The sequence below is a fragment of the Frigoribacterium sp. PvP032 genome (assembly GCF_017833035.1).
Classification (GTDB): domain Bacteria; phylum Actinomycetota; class Actinomycetes; order Actinomycetales; family Microbacteriaceae; genus Frigoribacterium.
Map to the genome: position 1 here is coordinate 489,551 of NZ_JAFIBM010000001.1, position 26,397 is coordinate 515,947.

The 26,397-nt window shown below is 68.0% G+C and carries 17 protein-coding genes, 1 tRNA gene, 3 rRNA genes and 1 pseudogene; 10 read left to right on the forward strand and 12 right to left on the reverse strand.

The features are described from left to right. Nucleotides 1–7 precede the first annotated feature (7 nt). The 7 genes from JOE35_RS02300 (at nt 8) to JOE35_RS02330 (ending at nt 9,807) form a co-directional block, all read left to right on the forward strand. Nucleotides 8–1,027: a YeiH family protein gene (locus JOE35_RS02300; RefSeq protein ID WP_209559632.1), complete on the forward strand. Its 1,020-nt coding sequence runs from the start codon at nt 8–10 to the stop codon at nt 1,025–1,027. Nucleotides 1,028–1,664: 637 nt separating this feature from the next. After that, nucleotides 1,665–3,186, forward strand: a 16S ribosomal RNA gene (locus JOE35_RS02305). A 474-nt stretch (nt 3,187–3,660) separates the two neighbouring features. Next, nucleotides 3,661–6,784 (forward strand): 23S ribosomal RNA (locus tag JOE35_RS02310). Nucleotides 6,785–7,011: 227 nt separating this feature from the next. Beyond that, a 5S ribosomal RNA gene (gene rrf, locus JOE35_RS02315) occupies nt 7,012–7,128 on the forward strand. Together the 16S, 23S and 5S rRNA genes form the textbook arrangement of a ribosomal RNA operon. 98 nt (nt 7,129–7,226) lie before the next feature. Then, nucleotides 7,227–8,717 carry a glutamate--tRNA ligase gene (gene gltX, locus JOE35_RS02320; RefSeq protein ID WP_209559633.1) on the forward strand — a complete coding sequence of 497 codons (1,491 nt, stop codon included), beginning with the start codon at nt 7,227–7,229 and terminating at the stop codon, nt 8,715–8,717. Further along, nucleotides 8,714–9,682: an NAD(P)/FAD-dependent oxidoreductase gene (locus JOE35_RS02325; RefSeq protein WP_209559634.1), complete on the forward strand. Its 969-nt coding sequence runs from the start codon at nt 8,714–8,716 to the stop codon at nt 9,680–9,682. Before gltX ends, JOE35_RS02325 begins: the two co-directional genes overlap by 4 nt. Nucleotides 9,683–9,735: 53 nt before the next feature. Then, nucleotides 9,736–9,807, forward strand: a tRNA-Gln gene (locus JOE35_RS02330). A 241-nt stretch (nt 9,808–10,048) separates the two neighbouring features. Here JOE35_RS02330 and purL read toward each other — a convergent pair. The 9 genes from purL to JOE35_RS02375 all read right to left on the reverse strand — a co-directional run bounded on the left by purL (nt 10,049) and on the right by JOE35_RS02375 (nt 19,483). Beyond that, nucleotides 10,049–12,361 carry a phosphoribosylformylglycinamidine synthase subunit PurL gene (purL, locus tag JOE35_RS02335; protein WP_209561826.1) on the reverse strand — a complete coding sequence of 771 codons (2,313 nt, stop codon included), beginning with the start codon at nt 12,359–12,361 and terminating at the stop codon, nt 10,049–10,051. A 26-nt stretch (nt 12,362–12,387) separates the two neighbouring features. Continuing rightward, complete coding sequence (purQ, locus tag JOE35_RS02340; RefSeq protein ID WP_209559635.1) at nt 12,388–13,083, reverse strand: phosphoribosylformylglycinamidine synthase subunit PurQ; 696 nt, start codon at nt 13,081–13,083, stop codon at nt 12,388–12,390. Continuing rightward, nucleotides 13,083–13,346: a phosphoribosylformylglycinamidine synthase subunit PurS gene (purS, locus tag JOE35_RS02345; protein WP_209559636.1), complete on the reverse strand. Its 264-nt coding sequence runs from the start codon at nt 13,344–13,346 to the stop codon at nt 13,083–13,085. Before purS ends, purQ begins: the two co-directional genes overlap by 1 nt. A 321-nt stretch (nt 13,347–13,667) precedes the next feature. Continuing rightward, a complete protein-coding gene (locus JOE35_RS02350; RefSeq protein WP_209559637.1) occupies nt 13,668–15,011 on the reverse strand; it encodes an acyltransferase in 1,344 nt (447 codons plus the stop codon). Between the two features lie 102 nt (nt 15,012–15,113). After that, entirely contained in the window at nt 15,114–15,569 is a 456-nt protein-coding gene (locus JOE35_RS02355; protein WP_209559638.1) for a Rid family detoxifying hydrolase, read from the reverse strand. Further along, nucleotides 15,566–16,708 (reverse strand): aminotransferase class V-fold PLP-dependent enzyme, encoded by a 1,143-nt coding sequence (locus JOE35_RS02360; RefSeq protein ID WP_209559639.1) that lies wholly within the window; start codon nt 16,706–16,708, stop codon nt 15,566–15,568. Before JOE35_RS02360 ends, JOE35_RS02355 begins: the two co-directional genes overlap by 4 nt. Further along, on the reverse strand, nt 16,705–17,520 hold the full coding sequence (locus JOE35_RS02365; RefSeq protein ID WP_307802904.1) for an amino acid ABC transporter ATP-binding protein: 816 nt from the start codon (nt 17,518–17,520) through the stop codon (nt 16,705–16,707). Before JOE35_RS02365 ends, JOE35_RS02360 begins: the two co-directional genes overlap by 4 nt. Beyond that, entirely contained in the window at nt 17,517–18,494 is a 978-nt protein-coding gene (locus tag JOE35_RS02370) for an amino acid ABC transporter permease (protein ID WP_209559640.1), read from the reverse strand. Before JOE35_RS02370 ends, JOE35_RS02365 begins: the two co-directional genes overlap by 4 nt. Before the next feature lie 2 nt (nt 18,495–18,496). Further along, nucleotides 18,497–19,483, reverse strand: coding sequence for an ABC transporter substrate-binding protein (locus JOE35_RS02375; RefSeq protein WP_209559641.1), 987 nt, complete (start codon nt 19,481–19,483; stop codon nt 18,497–18,499). Nucleotides 19,484–19,597: 114 nt separating this feature from the next. Here JOE35_RS02375 and JOE35_RS02380 point away from each other — a divergent pair, with 114 nt between their 5' ends. Further along, nucleotides 19,598–20,377 carry a transcriptional regulator gene (locus tag JOE35_RS02380; RefSeq protein ID WP_209559642.1) on the forward strand — a complete coding sequence of 260 codons (780 nt, stop codon included), beginning with the start codon at nt 19,598–19,600 and terminating at the stop codon, nt 20,375–20,377. A 3-nt stretch (nt 20,378–20,380) separates the two neighbouring features. Here the strand turns inward: JOE35_RS02380 and JOE35_RS15990 are convergent, their stop codons facing one another. Then, nucleotides 20,381–21,763, reverse strand: a complete 1,383-nt coding sequence (locus JOE35_RS15990) for a GAF domain-containing protein (RefSeq protein WP_209559643.1) — start codon at nt 21,761–21,763, stop codon at nt 20,381–20,383. Nucleotides 21,764–21,981: 218 nt separating this feature from the next. Here JOE35_RS15990 and JOE35_RS02390 point away from each other — a divergent pair. After that, a pseudogene (locus JOE35_RS02390) lies at nt 21,982–22,401 on the forward strand (Fur family transcriptional regulator); the annotation flags it as partial. A gap of 229 nt (nt 22,402–22,630) precedes the next feature. Next, entirely contained in the window at nt 22,631–24,133 is a 1,503-nt protein-coding gene (locus JOE35_RS02395; protein WP_209559645.1) for a catalase, read from the forward strand. Nucleotides 24,134–24,466: 333 nt separating this feature from the next. On the opposite strand, the gene JOE35_RS02400 is transcribed toward JOE35_RS02395, so the two are convergent. Continuing rightward, entirely contained in the window at nt 24,467–25,099 is a 633-nt protein-coding gene (locus JOE35_RS02400; protein WP_209559646.1) for a GNAT family N-acetyltransferase, read from the reverse strand. A 149-nt stretch (nt 25,100–25,248) separates the two neighbouring features. After that, a complete protein-coding gene (locus tag JOE35_RS02405) occupies nt 25,249–26,094 on the reverse strand; it encodes a VOC family protein (RefSeq protein WP_209561828.1) in 846 nt (281 codons plus the stop codon). Nucleotides 26,095–26,397: the final 303 nt, after the last annotated feature.

Consider the following 26,397-nt stretch of genomic DNA (forward strand, 5'->3'; position numbering starts at 1 on the left):
ACCGTCGGTGACGACCCCGGCACCGTCCGCCGCGCCTCCGCGTCGACGGGTCCTCCCCGGGGTCGGCCTCGCGGCTGCGGTGCTCGCGGTCGCGTGGCTGCTGCACCTGGTGCTGCCGGCGGTCCCGGTCCTGACCGGCTGCGTCGTCCTCGGCATCGCCCTCGGTCAGGTCCCGGTGTTCCGACCAGCACTCGACGGGGTGCTCGCACCCGGGCTGACGCTCTCGGCCAAGCGCCTGCTCCGCATCGGGGTGGTCCTGCTGGGGCTCAAGTTGAGCCTGGTCGACGTCGCCGGGCTCGGCTGGGCCACGGTGCTCAGCGTGGTCGGGATCCTGGTCGCGACGTTCTTCGTGACCTGGCTGCTCGGGAGGTGGGCGAGGCTCCCCGGTGACCAGCCCCTCCTGCTCGCGGCCGGCTTCTCGATCTGCGGGGCGTCGGCGATCGGCGCGATGTCGGCGGTGACCCGCGACCGCGGCAAGGACGCGGCGACCCCGGTGGCCTTGGTCACCCTGTGCGGGACCGCGGCGATCGCGGTCCTCCCCGCGCTCGGCTCGGCGCTCGGCCTGACGCCGGTGCAGTTCGGCGCGTGGACCGGGGCGAGCGTGCACGACGTCGGCCAGGTGGTCGCGACCGCGCAGACCGCCGGCGCCTCGGCACTGGCGATCGCGGTGGTGGTCAAGCTCACGCGGGTGGTGATGCTCGCGCCCGTGGTCGCGATCACCTCCGCGGTGGTCCGTCGCGGGGGTGGCGACGCCGGCACCCGACCTCCCCTGGTGCCCCTGTTCGTGATCGGCTTCCTGGCCGCGGTCGTGCTGCGCACCCTGGTCGACCTGCCGGAGGCGGTCGTCACCGGAGCCGACACGGTCCAGACGGTGCTGCTCGGCCTGGCACTCGTCGGGCTCGGGTCGAGCGTCCGGCTCGAGCGCCTCGCCCGCACCGGTGGTCGCGCCGTCCTGGTCGGCCTCGGCTCCTGGGTCTTCGTCGCGGGGCTGTCGCTGCTCGTGGTCCTCGCGCTTCCCCTCGCCTGATCGAGGGCCAGGGTCGCGCCCGTCACCATGCCCTGGGATGCCCTGTGCCGGGCGCTGACGGCCGATCGGGCCCTGGAACCTTGATTTTCCGGGGATCCGCGTTGCGACACGCCCGGGATGTGGCAGGGTTTGGACGATGTGGCTGGTGTGCCTGTAATGTTTCCTCTTGTCACCACGGAGGTGCGGCGGAGCGAAGCTTCACCGGCCTTCTTGTGACACTGACCTCCAAGTCCTCGAGTTGCTGCTGGTTCTGCTAGCTGGCCTCGGACCAAGTGGGTTGCGAACACTGATCCAGATGGTGTAGCGTCATGGCTCGTCGTGAGAACGGCACCGGCTCTCAGGAGTCGAAGAGCGATGGTCTTGCAACTGGAAGATCGGTGCTAAGGTTTCACAGCCGCTCCGGGCGATGGTCTTATATGAGATCGGGTCTCTGATGCGTTTGGTCCTTGAGAACTCAACAGCGTGCACATTGTCAAATGCCAAATTATACCCTGGCATTGTCGGCGGCTTCGGTCGCTGATGGTGTTTAGGTTTCTTTGAGATTGACGGACAATCAACAATCGTCAGATTGTTTTGTTCTTTCAGTCAGCATCAAATTCAGCAGTTATCACCTTTTTCCGGTGGTTCTGTTTTTTCTTTTACGGAGAGTTTGATCCTGGCTCAGGACGAACGCTGGCGGCGTGCTTAACACATGCAAGTCGAACGATGAACTCCAGCTTGCTGGGGGGATTAGTGGCGAACGGGTGAGTAACACGTGAGTAACCTGCCCTTGACTCTGGGATAAGCGCTGGAAACGGCGTCTAATACCGGATACGAGCTTCAGCCGCATGGCTAGGAGTTGGAAAGAATTTTGGTCAAGGATGGACTCGCGGCCTATCAGCTAGTTGGTGAGGTAATGGCTCACCAAGGCGACGACGGGTAGCCGGCCTGAGAGGGTGACCGGCCACACTGGGACTGAGACACGGCCCAGACTCCTACGGGAGGCAGCAGTGGGGAATATTGCACAATGGGCGCAAGCCTGATGCAGCAACGCCGCGTGAGGGACGACGGCCTTCGGGTTGTAAACCTCTTTTAGTAGGGAAGAAGCGAAAGTGACGGTACCTGCAGAAAAAGCACCGGCTAACTACGTGCCAGCAGCCGCGGTAATACGTAGGGTGCAAGCGTTGTCCGGAATTATTGGGCGTAAAGAGCTCGTAGGCGGTTTGTCGCGTCTGCTGTGAAATCTGGGGGCTCAACCCCCAGCCTGCAGTGGGTACGGGCAGACTAGAGTGCGGTAGGGGAGATTGGAATTCCTGGTGTAGCGGTGGAATGCGCAGATATCAGGAGGAACACCGATGGCGAAGGCAGATCTCTGGGCCGTAACTGACGCTGAGGAGCGAAAGCATGGGGAGCGAACAGGATTAGATACCCTGGTAGTCCATGCCGTAAACGTTGGGAACTAGATGTGGGGACCATTCCACGGTCTCCGTGTCGCAGCTAACGCATTAAGTTCCCCGCCTGGGGAGTACGGCCGCAAGGCTAAAACTCAAAGGAATTGACGGGGGCCCGCACAAGCGGCGGAGCATGCGGATTAATTCGATGCAACGCGAAGAACCTTACCAAGGCTTGACATATACCGGAAACGGCCAGAGATGGTCGCCCCGCAAGGTCGGTATACAGGTGGTGCATGGTTGTCGTCAGCTCGTGTCGTGAGATGTTGGGTTAAGTCCCGCAACGAGCGCAACCCTCGTTCTATGTTGCCAGCACGTTATGGTGGGAACTCATAGGAGACTGCCGGGGTCAACTCGGAGGAAGGTGGGGATGACGTCAAATCATCATGCCCCTTATGTCTTGGGCTTCACGCATGCTACAATGGCCGGTACAAAGGGCTGCGATACCGTAAGGTGGAGCGAATCCCAAAAAGCCGGTCTCAGTTCGGATTGAGGTCTGCAACTCGACCTCATGAAGTCGGAGTCGCTAGTAATCGCAGATCAGCAACGCTGCGGTGAATACGTTCCCGGGCCTTGTACACACCGCCCGTCAAGTCATGAAAGTCGGTAACACCCGAAGCCAGTGGCCTAACCCCTTGTGGGATGGAGCTGTCGAAGGTGGGATCGGTGATTAGGACTAAGTCGTAACAAGGTAGCCGTACCGGAAGGTGCGGCTGGATCACCTCCTTTCTAAGGAGCATGTACCAGCCCCGCGGTATACACGGGGAACTTCTGGTCAAGTCAGTTCCGAAGCGAATGTCTTCGGCTGACGCTCATGGGTGGAACATTGACAATGACTTTCCGGTGAGCCGGTCAGCTTTAGTACGTCACCTTTTAGGTGTCTGGAACGGGAGGGCTGGGGAGCTGGTTGGTGTGCACGCTGTTGGGTCCTGAGGGACCAAACCGGTTGGTCGGAAGATCAACGGGTTGAACTCCTCTGGGCCAGGAAAGTCCTGCATCAATCGCAGGGTGATTCTGGTGCCGCCCGTATTTTGAGAACTACACAGTGGACGCGAGCATCTTAGTCGCAAGCAAGTGCCGGCCTTCGGGTTGGGTGCGAGTTTGTGATACTAAGTGCAATTTCTTAGACCAACCCGCCCTTTGGGGTGTGGTTGGCGAATGAGATAACACTGAGCTGCCAGCTAAGGCTGGTGGCAACTTTGTGGTCAAGTTTCTAAGAGCAAACGGTGGATGCCTTGGCATCTGGAGCCGAAGAAGGACGTAGAAATCTGCGATAAGCCTCGGGGAGCTGATAATCGAGCCCTGATCCGAGGATGTCCGAATGGGGAAACCCCGCCAGGCGTTTTGACCTGGTGACTCCCGCCTGAATATATAGGGCGGGTAGAGGGAACGTGGGGAAGTGAAACATCTCAGTACCCACAGGAAGAGAAAACAACAGTGATTCCGTCAGTAGTGGCGAGCGAAATCGGAAGAGGCTAAACCGGTCATGTGTGATAGACGGCGGTCGTTGCATGGTCGGGGTTGTGGGACCCGTTGTCCTGTTCTGCCGGACAGGAGCAGTTACAGCGCAGTATAGGCGAACAGCTTTGAATGGCTGGTCATAGAGGGTGCGAACCCCGTAGCCGAAATGCTGGCGCTGGCTGAATGGGGATCCCAAGTAGCTCGGGGCCCGAGAAATCCCGTGTGAATCTGTCAGGACCACCTGATAAGCCTAAATACTCCCAGATGACCGATAGCGGACAAGTACCGTGAGGGAAAGGTGAAAAGTACCCCGGGAGGGGAGTGAAATAGTACCTGAAACCGTTTGCTTACAAACCGTTGGAGCCTCCTTGTAGGGGTGACAGCGTGCCTTTTGAAGAATGAGCCTGCGAGTTAGCGATATGTGGCGAGGTTAACCCGTGTGGGGTAGCCGTAGCGAAAGCGAGTCTTAAGAGGGCGATACAGTCGCATGTCCTAGACCCGAAGCGAAGTGATCTATCCATGGCCAGGTTGAAGCGACGGTAAGACGTCGTGGAGGACCGAACCCACTTCAGTTGAAAATGGAGGGGATGAGCTGTGGATAGGGGTGAAAGGCCAATCAAACTTCGTGATAGCTGGTTCTCTCCGAAATGCATTTAGGTGCAGCGTTGCGTGTTTCTTGCCGGAGGTAGAGCTACTGGATGGCCGATGGGGCCCAAAAGCTTACTGACGTCAGCCAAACTCCGAATGCCGGTAAGTGAGAGCGCAGCAGTGAGACAGTGGGGGATAAGCTTCATTGTCGAGAGGGAAACAACCCAGACTACCAGCTAAGGTCCCTAAGCGTGTGCTAAGTGGGAAAGGATGTGGAGTTGCAGAGACAACCAGGAGGTTGGCTTAGAAGCAGCCACCCTTGAAAGAGTGCGTAATAGCTCACTGGTCAAGTGATTCCGCGCCGACAATGTAACGGGGCTCAAGCACACCACCGAAGCTGTAGATTTCGTATTATAGACAAGCCTTCGTGGTTCAGTCGTACGGAGTGGTAGGAGAGCGTCGTGTGGCCAGTGAAGCGGCGGTGTAAACCAGCCGTGGAGGCCACACGAGTGAGAATGCAGGCATGAGTAGCGAAAGACGGGTGAGAAACCCGTCCTCCGAAAGACCAAGGGTTCCAGGGCCAGGTTAATCCGCCCTGGGTAAGTCGGGACCTAAGGCGAGGCCGACAGGCGTAGTCGATGGACAACGGGTTGATATTCCCGTACCGGCGAAGAACCGCCCAAGATAATCCAGTGGTGCTAAGAGTCCTAACCCGGCTGAGCGGATCCCTTCGGGGTGATGCCGGCCGGTCTAACGCTCGACCCCATGCTGGTGCGTTTAGCGTATTAACAGGTGTGACGCAGGAAGGTAGCTGAGCCAGGCGATGGTATCCGTAAGGTGAACCTGGTGTAAGGATGTAGGGCTGACGATAGGCAAATCCGTCGTCAATGCGCCTGAGATCCGATGCGTACCCCGATTGGGGGAAATCAGTGATCCTATGCTGCCGAGAAAAGCATCGACGCGAGGTTCAAGCCGCCCGTACCCCAAACCGACTCAGGTGGTCAGGTAGAGAATACCAAGGAGATCGAGAGAATCGTGGTTAAGGAACTCGGCAAAATGCCCCCGTAACTTCGGGAGAAGGGGGGCCGGAACCGTGATGGGATTTACTCCCGGAGCGGGAAAGGCCGCAGAGACCAGTGGGAAGCGACTGTTTACTAAAAACACAGGTCCGTGCCAAGTCGCAAGACGATGTATACGGACTGACGCCTGCCCGGTGCTGGAAGGTTAAGAGGAACGGTTAGCGCAAGCGAAGCTGAGAATTTAAGCCCCAGTAAACGGCGGTGGTAACTATAACCATCCTAAGGTAGCGAAATTCCTTGTCGGGTAAGTTCCGACCTGCACGAATGGCGTAACGACTTCCCAGCTGTCTCAACCGCGAACTCGGCGAAATTGCACTACGAGTAAAGATGCTCGTTACGCGCAGCAGGACGGAAAGACCCCGTGACCTTTACTACAGCTTGGTATTGGTGTTCGGAGTGGCTTGTGTAGGATAGGTGGGAGACTGTGAAGCTTGGACGCTAGTTCAGGTGGAGTCATTGTTGAAATACCACTCTGGTCACTTTGGATATCTAACTACGAACCGTGATCCGGTTCTGGGACAGTGCCTGGTGGGTAGTTTAACTGGGGCGGTTGCCTCCTAAAGAGTAACGGAGGCGCCCAAAGGTTCCCTCAACCTGGTTGGCAATCAGGTGTCGAGTGTAAGTGCACAAGGGAGCTTGACTGTAAGACTGACAAGTCGAGCAGGGACGAAAGTCGGGACTAGTGATCCGGCAGTGGCTTGTGGAAGCGCTGTCGCTCAACGGATAAAAGGTACCTCGGGGATAACAGGCTGATCTTGCCCAAGAGTCCATATCGACGGCATGGTTTGGCACCTCGATGTCGGCTCGTCGCATCCTGGGGCTGGAGTAGGTCCCAAGGGTTGGGCTGTTCGCCCATTAAAGCGGTACGCGAGCTGGGTTTAGAACGTCGTGAGACAGTTCGGTCCCTATCCGCTGCGCGCGTAGGAAATTTGAGAAGATCTATCCCTAGTACGAGAGGACCGGGATGGACGAACCTCTGGTGTGTCAGTTGTTCTGCCAAGAGCACCGCTGATTAGCTACGTTCGGAACGGATAACCGCTGAAAGCATCTAAGCGGGAAGCCGGCTTCGAGATGAGATTTCCATACCCTTCGGGGTGAGAGGCTCCCAGCTAGACTACTGGGTTGATAGGCCGGATGTGGAAGTGGGGACTAACGACCCATGGAGCTGACCGGTACTAATAAGCCGATAACTTGACAACACTCTTCCCCTGTAGAGGAGGAAGAAAGATTGCTACGCGTCCACTATGTGGTTCCCGAAAGACGGTCGGCAACGACTGCTTTACGGAACACCCCTCACACCACCACGTCCTGTGCGGTGTGGGGACAACAGAACAGACAAGTCCCACTGACAGCGTTGGTGGGCATGGTCTGAAACAGACTTCACCCTCACCCGAGGCTCAAGTTTCGGGGGTTGTGTGGTAAATGTTTCGGCGGCCATAGCGAGAGGGAAACGCCCGGTCCCATTCCGAACCCGGAAGCTAAGACTCTCAGCGCCGATGGTACTGCAAGGGGGACCTTGTGGGAGAGTAGGACACCGCCGGACTCCTTTTGATAGAAGAGCCCCTCCACTGGAGGGGCTCTTCTTGTTTAACCCGCACCTCCCTCTGACGGACCGGCTGTACGCCGGTAGGATCGTGACCGATGTCTGCTCCCTTCTCCACCGCCTCCGGCGCCGATGTGCGCGTGCGGTTCTGCCCCTCTCCCACCGGGACTCCCCACGTGGGTCTCATCCGTACCGCCCTGTTCAACTGGGCCTACGCGAGGCACCACGGCGGCAAGTTGATCTTCCGCATCGAGGACACCGACGCCAGCCGTGACAGCGAGGAGAGCTACGAGCAGATCCTCGACGGTCTGCGCTGGCTCAGGCTCGACTGGGACGAGGGCGTCGACGTCGGCGGTCCGCACGCTCCCTACCGTCAGTCGTTGCGTCACGACATCTACCGCGACATCATCGACCGGCTCCTCGAGCGCGGCCTGCTGTACGAGAGCTACGCCACGGGCGAGGAGATCGAGGCGCGCAACGTCGCCGCCGGTCGAGACCCCAAGCAGGGCTACGACAACTTCGAGCGCGACCTCACGGATGAGCAGCGCGCTGCCTACAAGGAGGAGGGGCGTCAGCCGGCCCTCCGCCTGCGCGTGCCCGACCGCGACCTGAGTTTCGACGACCTGGTGCGCGGCGAGATCACCTTCCCCGCCGGCTCGTTCTCCGACTTCGTCGTGGTGCGTCCGAACGGCGTGCCGCTCTACACGTTCGTCAATCCCGTCGACGACGCGCTGATGGGCATCACCCACGTGCTGCGCGGCGAGGACCTGCTCTCGTCGACTCCTCGTCAGATCGCGCTCTACGAGGCGCTGGTCGAGCTGGGCATCACCGAGTTCGTGCCCCGCTTCGGCCACCTGCCGTACGTGATGGGCGACGGCAACAAGAAGTTGTCCAAGCGCGACCCTGCCTCGAACCTGTTCCACCACCGCGACCGCGGCTTCATCCCCGAGGGCCTGGTCAACTACCTGTCCCTGCTCGGCTGGTCCTTCTCCCACGACCGTGACGTGTTCAGCCTCGACGAGATGGTCGCGGCCTTCGACGTGACGGACGTGAACCCCAACCCGGCTCGCTTCGACATCAAGAAGGCGGAGTCGATCAACGGGGACCACGTCCGCCTCCTCGAGGTCGGTGACTTCACGCAGCGCCTGCTGCCCTATCTCGACGGTGTCGTCAGCGACCCGCCCACCGAGGCCGAGGCTGCCGTGCTCGCCCAGGCCGCACCGCTCGTGCAGGAGCGCATGACGCTGCTCGGCGAGGCGAAAGGGATGCTGTCGTTCCTCTTCACGGCCGACGACGAGCTCGAGTACGACGAGGACGCGACGGCCTCGCTGCCGGAGTCCTCCGCCGACGTGCTGCGCGCCTCCTCGGCTGCCCTCGACGGTGTTCAGGACTGGACGCACGAGGCGATCCAGGACGCGCTCAAGGCGGCACTCGTCGACGAGCTCGGGCTGAAGCCTCGGGTGGCCTACGGCCCGCTGCGCGTCGCGCTCTCGGGGCGTCGGGTCAGCCCGCCGCTGTTCGAGTCGATGGAGATCCTGGGGCGGGAGTCGACGCAGGCGCGCATCCGGCGCCTCCTCGAGCGGTCATGACCGAGCACGGTGTCGACGGGACCCCGGCTGACCAGCGCTTCGACGTCGTCGTCGTCGGGGGAGGGCCGGCGGGGCTGAGCGCTGCACTCAACCTCGTCCGTGCCCGGCGCCGGGTGCTGCTCGTCGACAGCAACCGCCCTCGCAACTCGGCGACCCTGCTGTCGCACGGGTACCTCACCCGCGACGGCATCTCGCCGCTCGAGCTGCGCAAGCTCGGTCGCGACGAGTTCCTGTCGTATGAGGAGGGCGAGCACTGGCAGACGATCGCCACGAGCATCAGCCGGGGCGACGACGGATTCGTCGTCGACTGCGAGTTCCGTGGGCAGCAGAAGCAGGCCCTCGCCGACGTCGTGCTCGTCGCAACCGGCCTTCACGAGACCCTGCCGGCCATCGACGGCCTGAGGGCCTTCTACGGGACCTTCGTGCACAGCTGCATCGAGTGCGACGGCTACGGCAAGCGCGACCAGGCCCTCGCCGTGATCGGGGAGCACCCCGACCTGGCCGAGCGCGCCCTGCTGCTCTCGCAGTGGAGCGACGACCTGATCGTCTTCACCCACGGCTCTGCCGATGCGGTGACCGAGTCCGAGGAGGCGCAGCTCGCCTCCCGCGGGATCCGCGTCGACCGCCGCCCGATCGCGGCGCTGCAGGGCGGCCGCGAGGGGCTCACGGGAGTCGAGCTCGAGGGCGGCGAGGTCGTGCCGCGCGAGGGTGGCTTCGTGAGGCCCGCCTGGGCCGGCAAGCTCGAGTACGTCGCGCCGCTGGGTGCCGACCTCGACGACGACGGCCTGCTCGTCGTCGACGACCACGGTCGCACCACAGTGCCCGGGCTGTACGCCGCGGGTGAGTCCACGGCACCGGGGCCCCAGCAGCTGATCGTGGCGGCAGGGTCGGGCGCGCGCGTCGCCGCGGTGATCAACCGCGACCTGATCGGTGGCCTCGACGAGCTCGGAGATCGTGTACAGTAGACGCTGGCTCATTTGATGGGCCACAGTGATGTAGACCTCACGGTCGATATCATTGGGGTATGGTGTAATTGGCAACACGACTGATTCTGGTTCAGTTGTTCTTGGTTCGAGTCCAGGTACCCCAGCAAATTCATCCCCCGTGTCCTTGTCGGACCGGGGGATTTGCTGTTGGCGCTCGTCTGGCCGCCTGTCGGCGGCTGCCGGGCTGCGCCCGGCGGGCCTTCGGCCGGCGGCGCTTCGCGCGCCTCCTTCGGCGAGGGGAGCGGTGGCGGCGGCGCCTCGCGCGCCGGTGCGGGGTCGGGATGCGCGAAGGCCCCTGCCGGGGGGCAGGGGCCTTCGCGGGCGGGGCGGGGCGGCGGGACGCGCCTACTGCGGGATGGTGGCCCCGAAGCGGGAGGGGAGCGTGCCCTGGTGCGTGCTGCGGAGCTCGTCGAGCGAGACCGTGAAGACGTCCTGGATCTCGAGCGACTGCGACGAGGCGTCCGTCACGCCGATGCGCGCGACCGGGTAGCCCCGGCCCTCGCAGAGGCCGCGGAACTTGACGTCGTCCTCACGGGGCACCGACACGACCACGCGACCGGTCGACTCCGTGAAGAGCGTCGCGGCGACGTCGAGGCCGTCGCGCTCGAGCAGCTCGCCCAGGTACACGCGGGCACCGACGCCGAAGCGCAGCACCATCTCGGCCAGGGCCTGCGCCAGGCCGCCGTCGCTGAGGTCGTGTGCGGCGGCGATCAGCGACTGGTCGGCACCCGCGGCGAGCAGGCCCGCGAGCTGCTTCTCGCCCGCCAGGTCGACGGCAGGCGGACGTCCGCCGAGGTGGTCGTGCACGGTGCCGGCCCAGGCCGACCCGTCGAGCTCCAAGGAGGAGGTGCCGAGCAGGTAGATGTTGTCGCCGTCGTCCTGCCAGCCGGAGGGCACGCGCTTCGCGACGTCCTGGATGACGCCGAGCACGCCGACCACAGGGGTCGGGAAGATCGGCTTCGTGCCCGTCTGGTTGTAGAACGAGACGTTCCCGCCCGTGACGGGGATCTCGAGCTCGAGGCATGCGTCGGACAGGCCCTCGACGGCCTGGGAGAACTGCCACATGACCTCAGGGTCCTCCGGGCTGCCGAAGTTGAGGCAGTCGGTGACGGCGGCCGGCACGGCACCCGTGACGGCGACGTTGCGGTAGGCCTCGGCGAGGGCCAGGCGGGCGCCCTGCTTCGGGTCGAGCTGGCACCAGCGGCCGTTGGCGTCCGTCGCGATCGCGAAGCCGAGCCCTGACTCCTCGTCGACGCGGACCATGCCGCCGTCGTCGGGGAAGCTGAGGGCCGTGTTGCCGAGCACGTACGTGTCGTACTGGTTCGTGACCCAGCTCTTGTCGGCCAGGTTGGGAGAGCCGAGCAGCTGCAGGAACTGGGCCCGCACCTCCTCGGGGGCAGTCGGACGCGGCAGGGTCGCGGCCGTGTCGGCCTGCAGGGCGTCGATCCAGGACGGGTAGGCGACGGGGCGCTCGTAGACGGGGCCGTCGACGGCGACCGTGCGCGGGTCGACGTTGACGATCTCTTCGCCGTGCCAGTTGATGACCAGCCGGCCGGTGTCGGTGACCTCGCCGAGCACGCTCGTCTCGACGTCCCACTTGGCGGTGACGGCGAGGAAGGCGTCGAGCTTGTCAGGGCTGACGACCGCCATCATCCGCTCCTGGCTCTCGCTCATCAGGATCTCTTCTGCGGTGAGCGAGGGGTCGCGGAGCAGCACGTCGTCGAGCTCGATGAACATGCCGCCGTCGCCGTTCGAGGCCAGCTCGGAGGTGGCGCAGCTGATGCCGGCTGCCCCCAGGTCTTGGATGCCCTCGACCAGCTCGCCGCGGAAAAGCTCGAGGCAGCACTCGATGAGCACCTTCTCGGCGAACGGGTCGCCGACCTGCACCGAGGGGCGCTTCGTCGGGCCGCCCGACGAGAACGTGTCGGAGGCGAGGATGGAGGCGCCGCCGATGCCGTCGCCGCCGGTGCGGGCCCCGAAGAGGACGACCTTGTTGCCGACGCCCTTCGCGTTCGCGAGGTGCAGGTCCTCGTGGCGGAGGACGCCGACCGCGAGCGCGTTGACCAGCGGGTTGCCCTGGTAGACCGCGTCGAAGTACGTCTCGCCGCCGATGTTCGGCAGGCCGAGGCAGTTCGCGTAGAAGCTGATGCCCTGCACGACGCCGTCGACGACTCGCTGGGTGTCGGGGGCGTCGATCGCGCCGAAGCGCAGCTGGTCCATCACCGCGACGGGGCGGGCGCCCATCGAGATGATGTCGCGGACGATGCCGCCGACGCCGGTCGCGGCGCCCTGGAACGGCTCGATGTAGCTGGGGTGGTTGTGGGACTCGACCTTGAAGGTCACCGCCCAGCCGCCTCCTACGTCGACGACGCCGGCGTTCTCGCCCATGCCGACCATCAGGTTCTTGGTCATCGCCGGCGAGACCTTCTGGCCGAACTGGCGGAGGTAGATCTTGCTCGACTTGTAGGAGCAGTGCTCGCTCCACATCACCGAGTACATCGCGAGCTCGCCGCTCGTGGGGCGGCGGCCCAGGATCTCGCGGATCTGCGCGTACTCGTCGGCCTTGAGCCCGAGCGCCTCGTAGGGCTGGTGCTTGTCGGGCGTCGCGGCCGCGTCGGCCGTGGTGTCGGGCTTGGGGCCCTCGGGACGGACGTCGATCAGCTCGGCGCGGTCGTTCTCGGTGCTCACTTGGACAGGGCCCTCTCGATGACGGACGTGAAGAACGTGAGGCCGTCGACGCCGCTCGACATGGCGTCGGGCATGTCGGGGCCGAAGCCGGGCTCGGTGGCGTGCTCGGGGTGGGGCATCAGGCCGACGACGTTGCCGCGGGCGTTCGAGACGCCGGCGATGTCGTCCATGGAGCCGTTCGGGTTGACGCCGACGTAGCGGAAGGCGACCTGGCCCTCGCCCTCGATCCGCTTGATCGTCTCGTCGTCCGCGACGAAGCGGCCGTCGGCGTTCTTGAGGGGGATCGTGATCTCCTGGCCCTCGGCGAAGCCGTTCGTCCAGTCGGTCGACGCGTTCTCGACGCGGAGCAGCTGGTCGCGACGGATGAACTGCTGGTGTGCGTTGCGGGTGTGCGCGCCGGGGATGAGCCGCGCCTCCGCCAGCATCTGGAAGCCGTTGCAGATGCCGAGCACGGGCATGCCCGCGTTCGCCGCGTCGACGACCTCGGTCATGATCGGCGACAAGGAGGCGATGGCACCGGCGCGCAGGTAGTCGCCGTAGCTGAACCCGCCGGGCAGGATGATCGCCTCGACGCCCTGCAGGTCGTGGTCGCCGTGCCAGAGCGCGACGGGCTCGCCGCCCGCGAGGCGGACCGCGCGCTGGGCGTCGCGGTCGTCGAGCGAGCCGGGGAAGGTGACGACGCCGACGCGCATCAGACGGTGGGAGCGGCGTCGAGCACGGTGATGCTCACCACGTCTTCGATGACCGAGTTCGAGAGCACGTCGTCGGCGAGGGTGCGCACGTCGGCGAGCACCGCCTCCGTCACCTCGCCCTCGACGGTCAGCTCGAAGCGCTTGCCGATGCGCACGTCGGTGAACTGCTGGCGGCCGAGACGGGAGAGGGCGCCGACGACGGCCTTGCCCTGAGGATCGAGCAGTTCAGCCTTGGGCATGACCTCGACGACGATTGTGGGCACGTTTCAACTCCTGCGGGATGGCAGCGGGTGGACGCAGCGAGTCTATCGGGACGGTGCCCGCCGACCAGGCGTCGACGACGGGCAGCAGCGGTCAGCAGATCCCGAGGCGGCTCCCAGCGTCGTCATCGGATCGGGACGCACCATTGATCTCAGCAGCGGGAACAAGACCTTGTGATCGGGTCTCCTGCCGCTCCGGTCGAGGGTTCCTGATCCGCCCGACGCCGTTGGACGCCCGGCCGATCCCCCCGTCGGCCGGGCGTCACCCTTCTCCCCGGCAAGCCCGGCAAGCCCGGCAAGCCCGGCAAGCCCGGCTGCCCCCGGCTACGGCCGGGCGCGGGTGCGGCCGAGCAGCCAGAGCGCCGCCGGCAGCGCCACGGCACCGGCGACCGCGTTCCGCAGGTCGAGCCCGTCGAGCATCACCGCGAACGGCGGCGCGATCACGAGCACGGCCGCCAGCGCGACGACGAGCGTGCTCGGACGGCGTCGGCCCGGCGGCACGGGGCGCGGCGGCCCCTCGAGGCGCCCCACGACGAGCGACAGCGCGCACGCGAGGCCGAGCACGAGCAGCACGACGGGGATCCGCGTCCACCACCAGGCCGCCGACGCCGGCTCGGGCAGCGGCCCGCCGGTCGCCAGCACGAGGCCCGTGATGGCGATCAGCAGCGGCAGGTGCCACAGGTAGATCGTCATGCCCCGGCTGCCGACCGCGAACACCACGGCGCGCGCGGCTCGGGTCTGCATCAGCCGCACCAGCGCGGGGTGCAGCAGCGTCAGCACGCAGATCTGCCCGACGCCGAGCACCATCAGCGGCACGGCCGGCGGGTTGAGGTTGGTGAGCATGTCGTCCGACCACGGTCCGATGGCCGTCAGCACCGGCAGCGACCCTGCACACGCGAGCGCGATCCCCGCCAGCAGGAGGCGCGGCGCGCGTCCGAACCACCCGCTCGCGTACGCGAACCCCAGCTGCTGCACGAACAGCCAGACGAACACGAGGTTCAGCAGTCCCACCTCGGTCACGAGGGTCGTGTACCGGACCGAGTCGACGAGCAGGGCCGCCGTCGCGAGCCCGACGAAGGTCGCCGCGGGGCGGGTCTCGTGCAGCCGGGCCATCACGGGGACGGCCACCTGCGTGATGCCGTAGGCGGCCAGGAACCAGAGCGGCGTGCCGATGCCGGTGACGGCGGTGTCGAGCAGGGCAGGGTCGACGCCGACCAACGTCGCGACGACCAGCGCGACGGCGAGCACCACGAAGAGGGCGGCGGCGGGACGGGCCAGGCGGAGGAGGCGACCGCGCACGAAGTCCGCACCGTCGCCTCCTCGTCGCCGTGTGCTGGCCCAGGCGGTCGCGCTCGCGAAGCCGCCCACGACGAAGAAGAGGGGCATGATCTGGCCGACCCAGGTGGAGAACGCGAACCACGGCTGCTGCTGCAGCGGCTGAGACGCGACGATCGCGCCGTCGGGGGCACGGCCGACGCCGACCATGAGCACGTGGATGACGACCACGAGCAGCACGCAGACGACGCGGGCGAGGTCGACGACCAGGTCGCGGCCCGCGAGGGCGTCGGCGGGGGCAGCCGAGGAGGCGCCCGCCGGGTCGGTGGCGTCCGGTGCAGCACCCGAGGTGCGGCCTTGGCCCTGAGAGTGACGCTCCGTCGACGTGCTCATCTCCGCACCGTAGCGATCACCGGCGCCCGGCGGGGAGACCGGTCGGTGAATTCCTCCTCGGGGCGGAGCGCGGCGCCCGCCGCCGCCCCGGCCCCGCCGCGTTCAGCGGACGACGGCGCCCACGAACTCGATCTCGACGCGGGCGCCCTTCGGCAGGGCGCCGACCTGGTACGCGGCGCGAGCCGGCAGCACGCCGCCGGCACCGGCGAACACCTCGGCGTAGACCTCGTTCACGTCCGCGAAGTCGGCGATGTCGGCCAGCAGCACCGTCGTCTTGACGACGTGGGCGATGCCCGACCCGGCCGCCTCGAGCACGGCGGCGCCGTTGCGGAGCGACTGGGCCGCCTCCTCGCGCACCCCCGGCCCGGCGAACTCGCCCGTCGCCGGGTCGATCGGCAGCTGGCCGGAGACGAAGACGAGGTCGCCGGCGACGACGGCCTGCGAGTAGGCGCCCACGGCGGCGGGGGCGGCGTCGGTGTGCACGGCACGGACGGAGGCGTCGGTGCCGACGGCGGTGTCGGGGCGGGCGTCGGTGCGGGTGTCGGCTGGAGTGGTCATGCGCGTCCTCCCAGGACGGTCAGGGCCGCGTCGAGCGCGGCAGGGGTGGTGGTGGCGTGCACGCTGAGGCGCAGGCGGTCGTCGCCGTGCACGGTCGCCGTGACGCCCGCGGCCTCGAGCCGTGCGCCGACGGCGGCGGCCTCGCCGGCAGGCACGCCCGCGACGACGATGCCGGCCCGTCGCTCGCGCTCGACGGGGGAGAGCACGGGCACGTCCGCCGCGTCGAGGCGGGCGATCAGGTCGCCGGCGGTGTCGGCGACCCGCGACGCGACGACGTCCACGCCGACCTGCTCCAGCTGCTCGAGGGCGGTGGCGAGGGCGCCCGAGGCGAACGGCGAGCCGTTCGTGACCGAGAAGCGCTGCGCCCCCGGCAGGGGAGCGTGCGGCACGCCGTCGTAGCGTGACGGCCCCTCGACGCCGGTCCAGCCGCCGAGCACCGGACGGAGGCGGTCGAGGGCTCGAGGGGACAGCGCGACGAAGCCGGTGCCCCAGCCGGCCCGCAGCCACTTCTGGCCGCCGACGACGAGGGCGTCGGCCAGCGACCAGTCGGCGTCGACGACGCCGAGCCCCTGGATGCCGTCGACCACGAGGAGGCGGTCGCCCGCCGCCTCCCGGAGGCCGGCGAGGTCGGCGACCGTGCCGGTGCGGAAGTCGACCGCGCTCACGGCGACGGCGACGGTGTAGGGACCGACGGCGTCGGCCACGCGCTCGGGCGTCACCGGCGCGAGCGGCTGCCCCGGCACCGGGGGCAGCGGGCGCACCGTCGTGAGGCCTGCCTCCTCCGAGCGCCACCAGGCGTACAGGTTCGACGGGAACTCGGCCTCGCTCACGACGACCTCGCCGCGCGGCAGGCCGAACGCGACCTGCATCAGCCCGAGGGAGGTGCTGCCTGCGAGAGCGACACCGGCCCGGTCGACGCCGGTGAGGCGCGAGACCGCGGCGAGGGCGCGCTCGTCCTCGGCGTGCAGGCCGGCCGACGGGACCCCGGCGCTCGCCGCGGCCGCGAGGCGCCCGATCGTCTCGACGACGTCGCGGGACGGCGGCCCGTAGCTGCCGAAGTTCAGGTAGCCGACCGGCTCCGCGAACGACGACAGGTAGGTGTCGAGTGCGCCCGACGTCCCGGGGCGGTTCGAGCTCACTGCAGCACCCGCTGGAGGAACTGCTTGGTGCGCGCCTCGCGCGGGGCCCCGAGCACCTGCTCGACCGGGCCCTGCTCGACGATGCCGCCGTCGGCCATGAAGACGACGCGGTCGGCGACCTCGCGGGCGAACTGCATCTCGTGGGTCACGACCAGCATGGTCATGCCGTCGCTGGCCAGGTCGCCCATCACCTTCAGCACCTCGCCGACGAGCTCGGGGTCGAGGGCGGACGTCGGCTCGTCGAAGAGCAGGAACAGCGGCTTCATCGCCACGGCCCGCGCTATGGCGACCCGCTGCCGCTGCCCGCCCGAGAGCTGGCCGGGGTAGGCGTCGACCTTGTCGCCGAGGCCCACCCGCTCGAGGATGGCGACGGCCTCGGCACGCGCCTCCCCGGCGGATCTGCGCTGCACGCGCACCGGGCCCTCGAGCACGTTGCCGAGCACCGTCAGGTGCGGGAACAGGTTGAAGTGCTGGAACACCATCGCCGTGCGGGCCCGCTGCGCGGACAGCCTGCGCTCGCTCAGCTCGTGCAGCACGCCGTCGCGCAGCTCGAAGCCCATCGGCTCGCCGCCGACCCAGACCTCGCCGGCGTCCGGTTCTTCGAGGCGGTTGAGCGTGCGGAGGAACGTCGACTTGCCGGCGCCGGATGGGCCGATGATGCAGACGACCTCGCCGCTCCGCACCGTCATCGAGACGTCGCGCAGCACCTCGTGGCTGCCGTACGACTTGCCGATGCCGATGGCCTCGAGGACGGGGGCCGCCTCGGCGGCGGGCGCCGCGCCTCCTGCGGTCGGGGTGGGCGTCGCGGTCACGGGGTGCTCCTCACGAGGGGGGCGCGGCCGAGGTCGGCAGCGACCTTGCGGCGCAGCGCGCGGGCGTTCGGCGGGCCGCCGGGGCGGCGGTCCTGCCGGTCGAAGCTGCGCTCGAGGTAGAACTGGCCGACGCTCGCGACGCTGACGATGACCATGTACCAGATGGCCGCGGCGATCAGGGTCTCCATCACCTGGAGGTTGAACGACGAGATGTTGTTGGCGGCCTTGATCAGCTCGAGGTAGCCGATGACCGAGGCCATCGCCGTGCCCTTGAGCATGTTGATGAAGTCGTTGCCGGTCGGCGGGATGATGATGCGCATCGCCTGGGGCAGCACGATACGGGCCATGCGCTGCATCGGGGTCTGCCCGATCGACTGCGCCGCCTCGATCTGGCCCCGGTCGACGCTCTTCAGCCCCGCCCGGACGATCTCGGCCATGTAGGCGCTCTCGTTGAGGGCCAGGCCGAGGAAGGCGGCGACGAAGGTCGTCATGACGTCGTTCGTGCTGACGTCGAGGAACACCACGTCGGTGAACGGCACCCCGACGGTCAGCCGCGGGAAGATCAGCGCCAGGTTGTACCAGAGCAGGATCTGCAGCAGCACGGGCAGGCCGCGGAACAGCCAGGTGTACCCGGCCGCGAAGGCCTGCGCCACGGGGTTCTTCGAGATGCGCATCAGGGCGATCACGACGCCGATGACGACGGCGCTGACCTGCGCGGCCACCGCCAGCACGATGGTGCCGACGAGGCCCTGCAGGATGATCGGCGAGATCAGGTAGTACGGGATGTCGCCGTACGCGATGTCGCCCTGCGACGCCCCGTAGGCGAGCGCGACGAGCGCCACGACGATGACCGCCGCGCTGACCCAGCGACCCCAGTGCTTCAGGCGCACCTGCGGCAGCAGCTCACGCCCCGCCGAGGAGGTGCGGGCCGGGTCGACCGTGTCGGCCCCGGCCCCCGATCCGGGCGCCGTCACGGCTACTTGCCCCCGTTGACGGTCGCCTCGGTGACGCTGCCGGAGGTGATGCCCCAGGCGTCGAGGACCTCGCCGTAGGTGCCGTCCTCGATCAGCGAGTCGAGCGCGGCGGCGACGGCGTCGCGCAGCTCGGGGTCGTCCTTGTTGACGCCGATGCCGTAGGGGGCGCCGTCGATGACGTCGCCGGGGACGACCTCGAACGCCTGGCCGTCCTGGGCGGTCTTCGAGATGTAGACGGCGCTCGGCAGGTCGTTGACGATGGCGTCGATGCGGCCGGTGCGGAGCTGGGTCTGGTTCTGGCTGTCGCTGTCGGTGACGGTGATGTCGAGCGGCTCCTCGCCGTCCGACTCGCACTGCGTGCTCGTCGCCTCGGCGAACTCCTGCTGGCTCGTGCCGGTGACGACCGCGATGGTCTTGCCGCAGAGCGTGTCGGGGCCGGTGATGTCGGCCGGGTTGCCCTTCTGCACCATCAGGGTGATGCCCGAGGTGAGGTAGTCGACGAAGTCGATGGCCTGCTGGCGCTCGGCGGTGTCGTTCATCGCCGCGATCGTGACGTCGACGCGGCCGGACTGGAGGCTGGTGATCAACGAGCCGAAGTCCTGGTTCTGGTACTCTACCTCGAGGCCGAGCTTCTTGCCGACCGCCGTGATCAGGTCGTGGTCCGAGCCGATCACGGTGGAGCCGTCGGCCGCGTAGAAGTTGTTGGGCGCGGACTGCACGAACGAGCCGACGGTCAAGGTGCCGGAGTCGGCGATGTCGGAGGGCAGCTGCGAGGCGAGCGAGTCGTCCACCTCGACGCCGTCGAGCAGCGCGCTCGTGTCGGGGATGGTCGACGAGGCCGACGACGAGGCGTCGCCCGTCGCGTCGCCGGGCTGCGGGGCGCTCGGGCCGCCGCACGCGGTGAGCGTCAGGGCCAGCACGGCACCCGTCGCGACGGAGCCCCAGAGGGCGGGGCGGAGGCGGGGCCTGATGGTGGTCGATCGGGTCATGGTCGAGCCTTTCGTGAGCGTCGTCGGTCATCGGAAGCAAGCCGATCTCTCGGCACGATGAGAGAAAATTATCACAATGCGACGATTCTGTTGCACACCGGTAACCTGGGGGCCATGACGACAGCCAGCAGCGCCACCGTGGTCGACCGCAGCCGCGTGCTCCGGGCGGAGTTCGGGCCGTACCTGCCGCTGATGGACTTCCTCGCCGAGCTGCTCGGCCCGCGCACCGAGATCGTGCTGCACGACACGAGCGACCTCAGCCGCTCGATCGTCGCCCTGACGAACGGCCACGTGAGCGGCCGCAGCGTGGGCGGCCCCGCGACCGACCTGGTGCTCAAGGTGCTGCAGAACCACGAGCACGACGACCGCGACTACCTCGCGAACTACTTGGCCGAGTCGCGCACGGGCGGCACGTTCCGCTCGTCGACCTTCTTCATCCGCGACGCGAGCGGCGACGTCGTCGGGATGCTCTGCCTCAACATCGACGACGAGCCGCTGACCCGAGCCCGCGACCTGCTCGCGGCCATCACCGCGACGACCGGGCTCGTGAAGGGAGCCGAGGCCGGAGGGGCGGGCACGGCGGGCGGCACAGGCGGCACGGGAGGCGGCGAGGGCGCCGGCTCGGGCGGGCGCGCCACGTCGACGGCCGGGGTCGCCGAGCGGCTCAGCACGAACGTCGACGAGCTCGCCCTCGACGGCGTCGCCCGGATCGTCGCGGCGCAGGGCGTCGAGCCGCACCGCATGACCCCCGACGAGAAGGTGGCGGCCGTGCGCGAGCTCGAGCGGGCCGGCGTGTTCCTGCTCAAGGGCGCGGTGGCGCAGGTCGCCGACGCGCTGCACGTGTCCGAGCCCACCGTGTACCGCTACGTCAAGCAGGTGCGGCGCGCCGACTGAGTGCTAGGAGATCGACCCTGCGGCCGCGGCCGCCGCGCGCTCCTCGGCCTCGCGGCGGGCCCGTCGCGTCAGCGGCTGGGGAGCCGCGGGCGCGGGCTCGTAGCTCTGCAGCTCGGCCTCGGCCCGCAGCGCGAACTCGCGCAGCTTCTCGGGCGACACCGACGAGGCCTTGCGCGGACGGGTGTTGTGCAGGCAGAACGTGCCGATCGTCTCGCCGGTCGACGAGTGGATCGGGTGCCCCGCGTAGAAGTAGCCGTGGTTCAGGTCGAGGTACGGGTTGTCGGCGAAGCGCTCGTCCTTGCGGGCGTCCTCGACGACCACCACGTCGTCGGCGGCGACGGTGACGTCGCAGAAGGTCAGCTCGCGCGGGATCGACACGGGCAGCAGCTCCGTGTTCATCGCGTACCAGAGCTTGCTGCCGTCGAGCATGCTGACGACCGCGACGTCGACGCCGAACTCGGCCTCCGCCTCCTTCGCCAGGTCCTTGAGCGCGTCGGAGCCGCCGGTCGCGGCCTGCTCGACGAGGCGCTCGCCGCCGCTCCACTCGAAGCTGCGCTGCGGCAGGTGCCGCGGCAGGCGCTCGTCGAGCTGGCCCTGGTGCACGCGGTCGAGGGTGGGTGCGATGCGGTGCGCGATGGTCTGCGCCCAGCGGCGGTAGCCCTCGGCGCAGCCGTGCGGCGAGTCGGGGCGGCGGAGGCCGGCGGGCAGGCGGAAGTACTCGAGGCCCGACTCGCCCGCGACCAGCTCGGTGAGGGCGTTCATGCGCTCGCCGTGCTGCTCGGCGACGCAGCCCAGCAGGTTGTCGAACGCCTTCGCCGAGCGGACCGGCGGCACGCCGATCAGCACCGTGCGCGCGGTCGGGTGGCTGCGGCGGGCGATGGTCGAGACGAGGAGGCGCAGCTCGCGCTCCCAGACGTCAAGGGGCGTCAGGCGGACGGCGTCGTTCAGGCCGACCAGCACCACGACGGTGTCGTAGAGGCCGAGGTCGGTGTCGCGGATCCAGGCCCGCGACGACTCGATGCTCATCATCTCGTCGCCCACGTAGTCGACCGAGCACGGACGACCGGTGGCCTCAGAGGAGGCGCGCGACAGCTGGCCGACGAGCGCCTGGTCGTGGGTGGAGACTCCCCAGCCGTGCGCGGGGCCGTTGCCGACGATGAGGACGGTGTCCGCGTCGCGGGCCGAGGTGCGGGCGGTGGGCTCGTCGCGAGGAGACAGGACGTGGCGCGACCGGGAGAGCCACCAGAGGTACCAGAGCTTCATCACCGGGCGCAGCCGCTCGTAGCCGTGCTGGTGCACGGTGGCGACGCCGCCGCCCGTGGCTGCGTCCGCGCTCGTGCGGGCGCCGGGTGTGCCGGTGTTGTCGTGGTCGACCGTCCTGGTCACGTGGTGCTCCTCGGGTGTCGTGCGGGTGCCATCCCGCGATCAACGGTAGGCGGGGCGTGCCGCGCGCGACATCCCCCAGAACGGGCCGGGTGCGCGGTGCGGCTCTCACGGCGGGCGTGATCGTCGTCGCCGGGCTGCTGTGGCGGCCCGCCCGCGACGAACACGCCCGCCCTCGGCCTGTTTTGAACCACTCAAGGAAAGCGTGCTTAGATGGGGGCATGACGACGACGAGCGAGAGCACCGAGCGCCTCCGGGCTGCCGGGCTCCGGGTGACCGGCCCGCGCCTCGCCGTCCTCGACGCCCTGGACGGCCTGCCGCACGCGCCGGCCGACGCCGTGTTCGCGCGCGTCGCGCTGGGTCTGCCCGGCACCTCCCTGCAGGCGGTCTACGGCGTGCTCGCCGCCCTCACGGGCGCCGGCCTCGTCCGCCGGATCGAGCCGGCCGGCTCCGCCGCCCTCTACGAGCTGCGCACCGGCGACAACCACCACCACGTCGTCTGCTCCGTCTGCGGCAGCGTCGCCGACGTCGACTGCGTCGTCGGCCACGCGCCGTGCCTGACGCCGTCGAACGACTCGGGCTTCACCGTGCAGACCGCCGAGGTCACCTTCTGGGGCCTCTGCCCGGCCTGCCGCGCCGCGGAGGACGCGCCGCTCGACGGCGAGGCGACGAACGGCACGAGCGGCGCGAGCGGGCCGAGCGGGCCGATCAGCACCGGGGCCGTGGTCGACGCGACCGGCCTCGCCGACGCGAGGCCCGCCTCCTGAGCTGCGCCGCACCTCCTGCGCAGGGCGTCGCCCTCCCCTTCTTCCCGGCCGTGTGCCGGGTCTCACGCAACCCGCGACTGAACACCGAACGGAAAGAGGAGTCATGACCGACACGACACCGATCACGACCACCGACAACGGCGCGCCCATCGCCAGCGACGAGCACTCGCAGAGCGTCGGGGCCGACGGCCCCATCGTGCTGCACGACCACGCGCTGGTCGAGAAGCTCGCCAACTTCAACCGCGAGAAGGTGCCGGAGCGCATCGTGCACGCCAAGGGCGGCGGCGCGTTCGGCACGTTCCGCACCACCGGCGACGTCTCGCAGTACACCCGCGCGGCGCTGTTCCAGCCCGGCGTCGAGACCGAGATGCTCGCCCGCTTCTCGACCGTCGCCGGCGAGCAGGGCAGCCCCGACACGTGGCGCGACCCCCGCGGCTTCGCGCTGAAGTTCTACACGAGCGAGGGCAACTACGACCTCGTCGGCAACAACACGCCCGTCTTCTTCATCCGCGACGGCATCAAGTTCCCCGACTTCATCCACTCGCAGAAGCGCCTGCCCGGCTCGCACCTGCGCGACCACGACATGCAGTGGGACTTCTGGACCCTGTCGCCCGAGTCGGCCCACCAGGTCACCTGGCTGATGGGCGACCGCGGCCTGCCCGCGTCGTGGCGCATGATGGACGGCTTCGGCTCGCACACCTACCAGTGGATCAACGCCGCGGGCGAGCGCTCGTGGGTCAAGTACCACTTCAAGTCCGACCAGGGCAACGAGATCCTCACGCAGGCCGACGCCGACCGCATCGCCGGCGAGGACGCGGACTTCCACATCCGCGACCTCTCCGCCGCGATCGAGCGCGAGGAGTTCCCGACCTGGACGATGTCCGTGCAGGTCATGCCCTACGCCGACGCCGCGAGCTACCGCTTCAACCCGTTCGACCTGACGAAGGTGTGGCCGCACAGCGACTACCCGCTGATCGAGGTCGGCACGATGACCCTGAACAGGAACCCGGAGAACTACTTCGCGCAGATCGAGCAGGCCGCCTTCGCGCCCTCGAACTTCGTGCCCGGCATCGCGACCAGCCCCGACAAGATGCTGCTCGCGCGCATCTTCAGCTACGCCGACGCGCACCGCTACCGCGTGGGCGTCAACCACCAGCAGCTGCCCGTCAACGCGCCGAAGAACGAGGTGCACTCGTACTCGAAGGACGGTGCCGCGCGCTACAGCTTCAGCGACGCGACGGTGCCGGTCTACGCGCCCAACTCGGTCGGCGGCCCCGCGGGCTCGCCCCAGGCCGCGGGCGAGACCGGCGGCTGGGAGAGCGACGGTGAGCTCGTCCGCTCGGCTGCCACGCTGCACCCGGAGGACGACGACTTCGGCCAGGCCGGCGCGCTCGTCCGCGACGTGATGGACGATGAGCAGCGTGACCGCCTGGTCGCCAACATCGTCGGCCACGTGTCGAAGGTGACCCGCCCCGACCTGCTCGAGCGCGTGTTCCAGTACTGGAACTCCGTCGACCCGATCCTCGGCTCGCGCGTTCGTGCCGGCGTCTCGCCCGAGGCGCCCGGCTCGAACGAGGACCCGGCGACCGTGGGCGTGCCCGCGTAGTCATCGGCCGCCGCTGACCAGCATCGCTGGTCGGCTCCGCAGCGCAGGAGGCGCGGTGCCCGCTGGTCGGGCACCGCGCCTCCTGCGTGCGTCCGCGCTCTGCGCGTTGCGTCCCGGCGTGAAAGCGACAAGACGACGCGGAACATCGCGTCGCTTCGTCGCCATCGCGTCGGGACGCGTCCGCGTGGGTGCGTTCCGTCGGCCTCTCTCGCGAGCCGGGGTGTGCCGGGGTGTGCCCGTGATGTGAGTGTGATCGGGGCCTGCAGGGCCGGCGAGCCCAGGAGGTGCGGGCCCGGACGGGCAGATCCCTCTCGCTTTGTCGGCGGCGCGCGGTCAGACCATCTGGCCGTTCCAGCGGATGTCGCCGGCGGGCCACTCGGCTGCCGTCGCGCCGACCTCGCGGATGAGCCAGCCCTCGTCCTGGCTGACGAGCACGCCTGCCCCGTCGGCCGAGAAGGCGGTGTAGTGACCAGTCACTGCGTGGCCCGTGACTGCGTCCCCGCTCGCGTCACCCAGCGGCAGCCAGCCGGCGCCGCGGTAGAAGCCCTGCACGGCCTCCCCGGTCTCGAGCAGGCCGAATCGGGTGCCGAGGCGCGCGAGGGCGGCGTCGACCTGGCGGAGCAGCTCGCCTCCGAGTCCGGTGCCCTGCGCGGCGGGGCTGACGGCGACCATCCCGACCGCGGTGATCAGCAGGTCGGTCTCGCCGACCGTGACGAACTGGCGTCGGAGCCCGGCGTGCGCGACGACCACGTCCCCGTCGCGGGCGACGACGCGGAGCTCCGGCTGCATGCCCGCCCAGCTGCGAGCCCCGGCGTACCAGTGGTCGTAGGCGTCGAAGGTGCGGGCGAGCATCGCCGCGAGGGCCTCGTGGTCGTCGAGCGTGAGGTCGCCCTCGGCGACGATGCTCCAGATGGGGGAGGCGGCGGCCTTGGCGGTGGCGGTGGCGTGTTGTGCGGCATCGGACATGCCTGCGACGCTATCCCCTCTCCTCGTCTCTCCTCGTCTCTCCTCATTCAGGAACATGAGTCCTGAGCTGGCGTTGCTCAGGACCGTGAGTCCTGAGTCGTGCACAGTTCAGGCGAACGGGTCGAGCGGTTCCTGAATCGGGGCGGCCGTCAGGCGCGCAGCGCGCGGGCCGTGACCTCGATCTGGTTCGCCCACGGGTCGTCGAACGCGAGAACGCGGCCGTCGTCCCGCGTCGCGACCCGGTGGTGCGCGAGGCGCTCGCCGAGGGCGCCCAGGTCGTCGAGGCCCGGCACCTCGATGCGGACGAGTCCGAGGCCGAGGGCCAGCTGCCGCCTCCCTGCGCCGGCGCTCTGCCAGGTGTTCATCGCCATGTGGTGGTGGTAGCCGCCGGCGCTGACGAAGAGCGCCTGCGGCCCGAAGCGCGTCGTCGTCTCGAAGCCGAGCTGCTCGACGTAGAAGTGCTGGGCGCGGTCGACGTCCCCGACGCTGAGGTGGACGTGGCCCACGGAGGCCGGGCGGGAGGCGGTGCCGGCCAGCGCCTCCTCGGTCACGTTCTGCTGCAGGAAGGCGTTCGGGTCGAGGGCGAGGGTGGCCATGTCGACCTGGCCGTGGGTCCACGACCAGGCGGTGCGGTCGCGGTCCCAGTAGAGCTCGACGCCGTTGCCCTCCGGGTCGGTGAAGTAGAAGGCCTTGCTCACCAGGTGGTCGGCGCTGCCCGTGAAGCTGCCCGGGTGGCGGCTCGCGACGCTGTACACGGAGGCCGCGAGGTCGGCCTCGGTCTCGAACAGGATCGCGGTGTGGAACAGACCGGCCTCGCGGGGACTGGCGTGCCGGAGCTCCGGCGCGTGCTCGAGCACCACGATCGGCGTCGTGCCGCGACCGAGGACGGTACGGCCCGCCGCGGGGTCGTGGCTCAGCACGGCGAGGGTGACGGCGTCGCGGTAGTACGCGGTCATCGCGTCGAGGTCGGCGACGCGGAGCGTGACCGCGCCCATGCCCGTGTCGGCGGCGAGCAGGTCCGCGGCGATCCGGTCTGCTGCGTTGCGGTCAGCTGCGATGCGGTCAGCTGCGTTGCGGTCAGCCGAGGAGGCGCGGGTCACGTCGCTGCTGCTGGTGTCGGTCATCGGGGCCCTCGGTTCTCGTGCGGTCACGGTCTCGTGTCACGCCGGTCGATGACGTGTCACCGATCAGAACCCGCTAGTGCGCTCGAGCATTCCACCGGTCCCTCGGCGGGGTCACGATGAACCGAGTTCCGAACCATGAACCGCGATAAAACGCGGTTCATGGTTCGGAACTCG

What these genes read in the sequence shown, in the direction of transcription:
- gltX (WP_209559633.1), top strand. Translation starts at nt 7,227, where the DNA reads ATGTCTGCTCCCTTCTCCACCGCCTCCGGCGCCGATGTGCGCGTGCGG.
- JOE35_RS02325 (WP_209559634.1), top strand. Translation starts at nt 8,714, where the DNA reads ATGACCGAGCACGGTGTCGACGGGACCCCGGCTGACCAGCGCTTCGAC.
- purQ (WP_209559635.1), bottom strand. Translation starts at nt 13,083, where the DNA reads ATGCGCGTCGGCGTCGTCACCTTCCCCGGCTCGCTCGACGACCGCGAC.
- JOE35_RS02350 (WP_209559637.1), bottom strand. Translation starts at nt 15,011, where the DNA reads ATGAGCACGTCGACGGAGCGTCACTCTCAGGGCCAAGGCCGCACCTCG.
- JOE35_RS02355 (WP_209559638.1), bottom strand. Translation starts at nt 15,569, where the DNA reads ATGACCACTCCAGCCGACACCCGCACCGACGCCCGCCCCGACACCGCC.
- JOE35_RS02375 (WP_209559641.1), bottom strand. Translation starts at nt 19,483, where the DNA reads ATGACCCGATCGACCACCATCAGGCCCCGCCTCCGCCCCGCCCTCTGG.
- JOE35_RS02380 (WP_209559642.1), top strand. Translation starts at nt 19,598, where the DNA reads ATGACGACAGCCAGCAGCGCCACCGTGGTCGACCGCAGCCGCGTGCTC.
- JOE35_RS02395 (WP_209559645.1), top strand. Translation starts at nt 22,631, where the DNA reads ATGACCGACACGACACCGATCACGACCACCGACAACGGCGCGCCCATC.
- JOE35_RS02400 (WP_209559646.1), bottom strand. Translation starts at nt 25,099, where the DNA reads ATGTCCGATGCCGCACAACACGCCACCGCCACCGCCAAGGCCGCCGCC.
- JOE35_RS02405 (WP_209561828.1), bottom strand. Translation starts at nt 26,094, where the DNA reads ATGGGCGCGGTCACGCTCCGCGTCGCCGACCTCGACGCGATGACCGCG.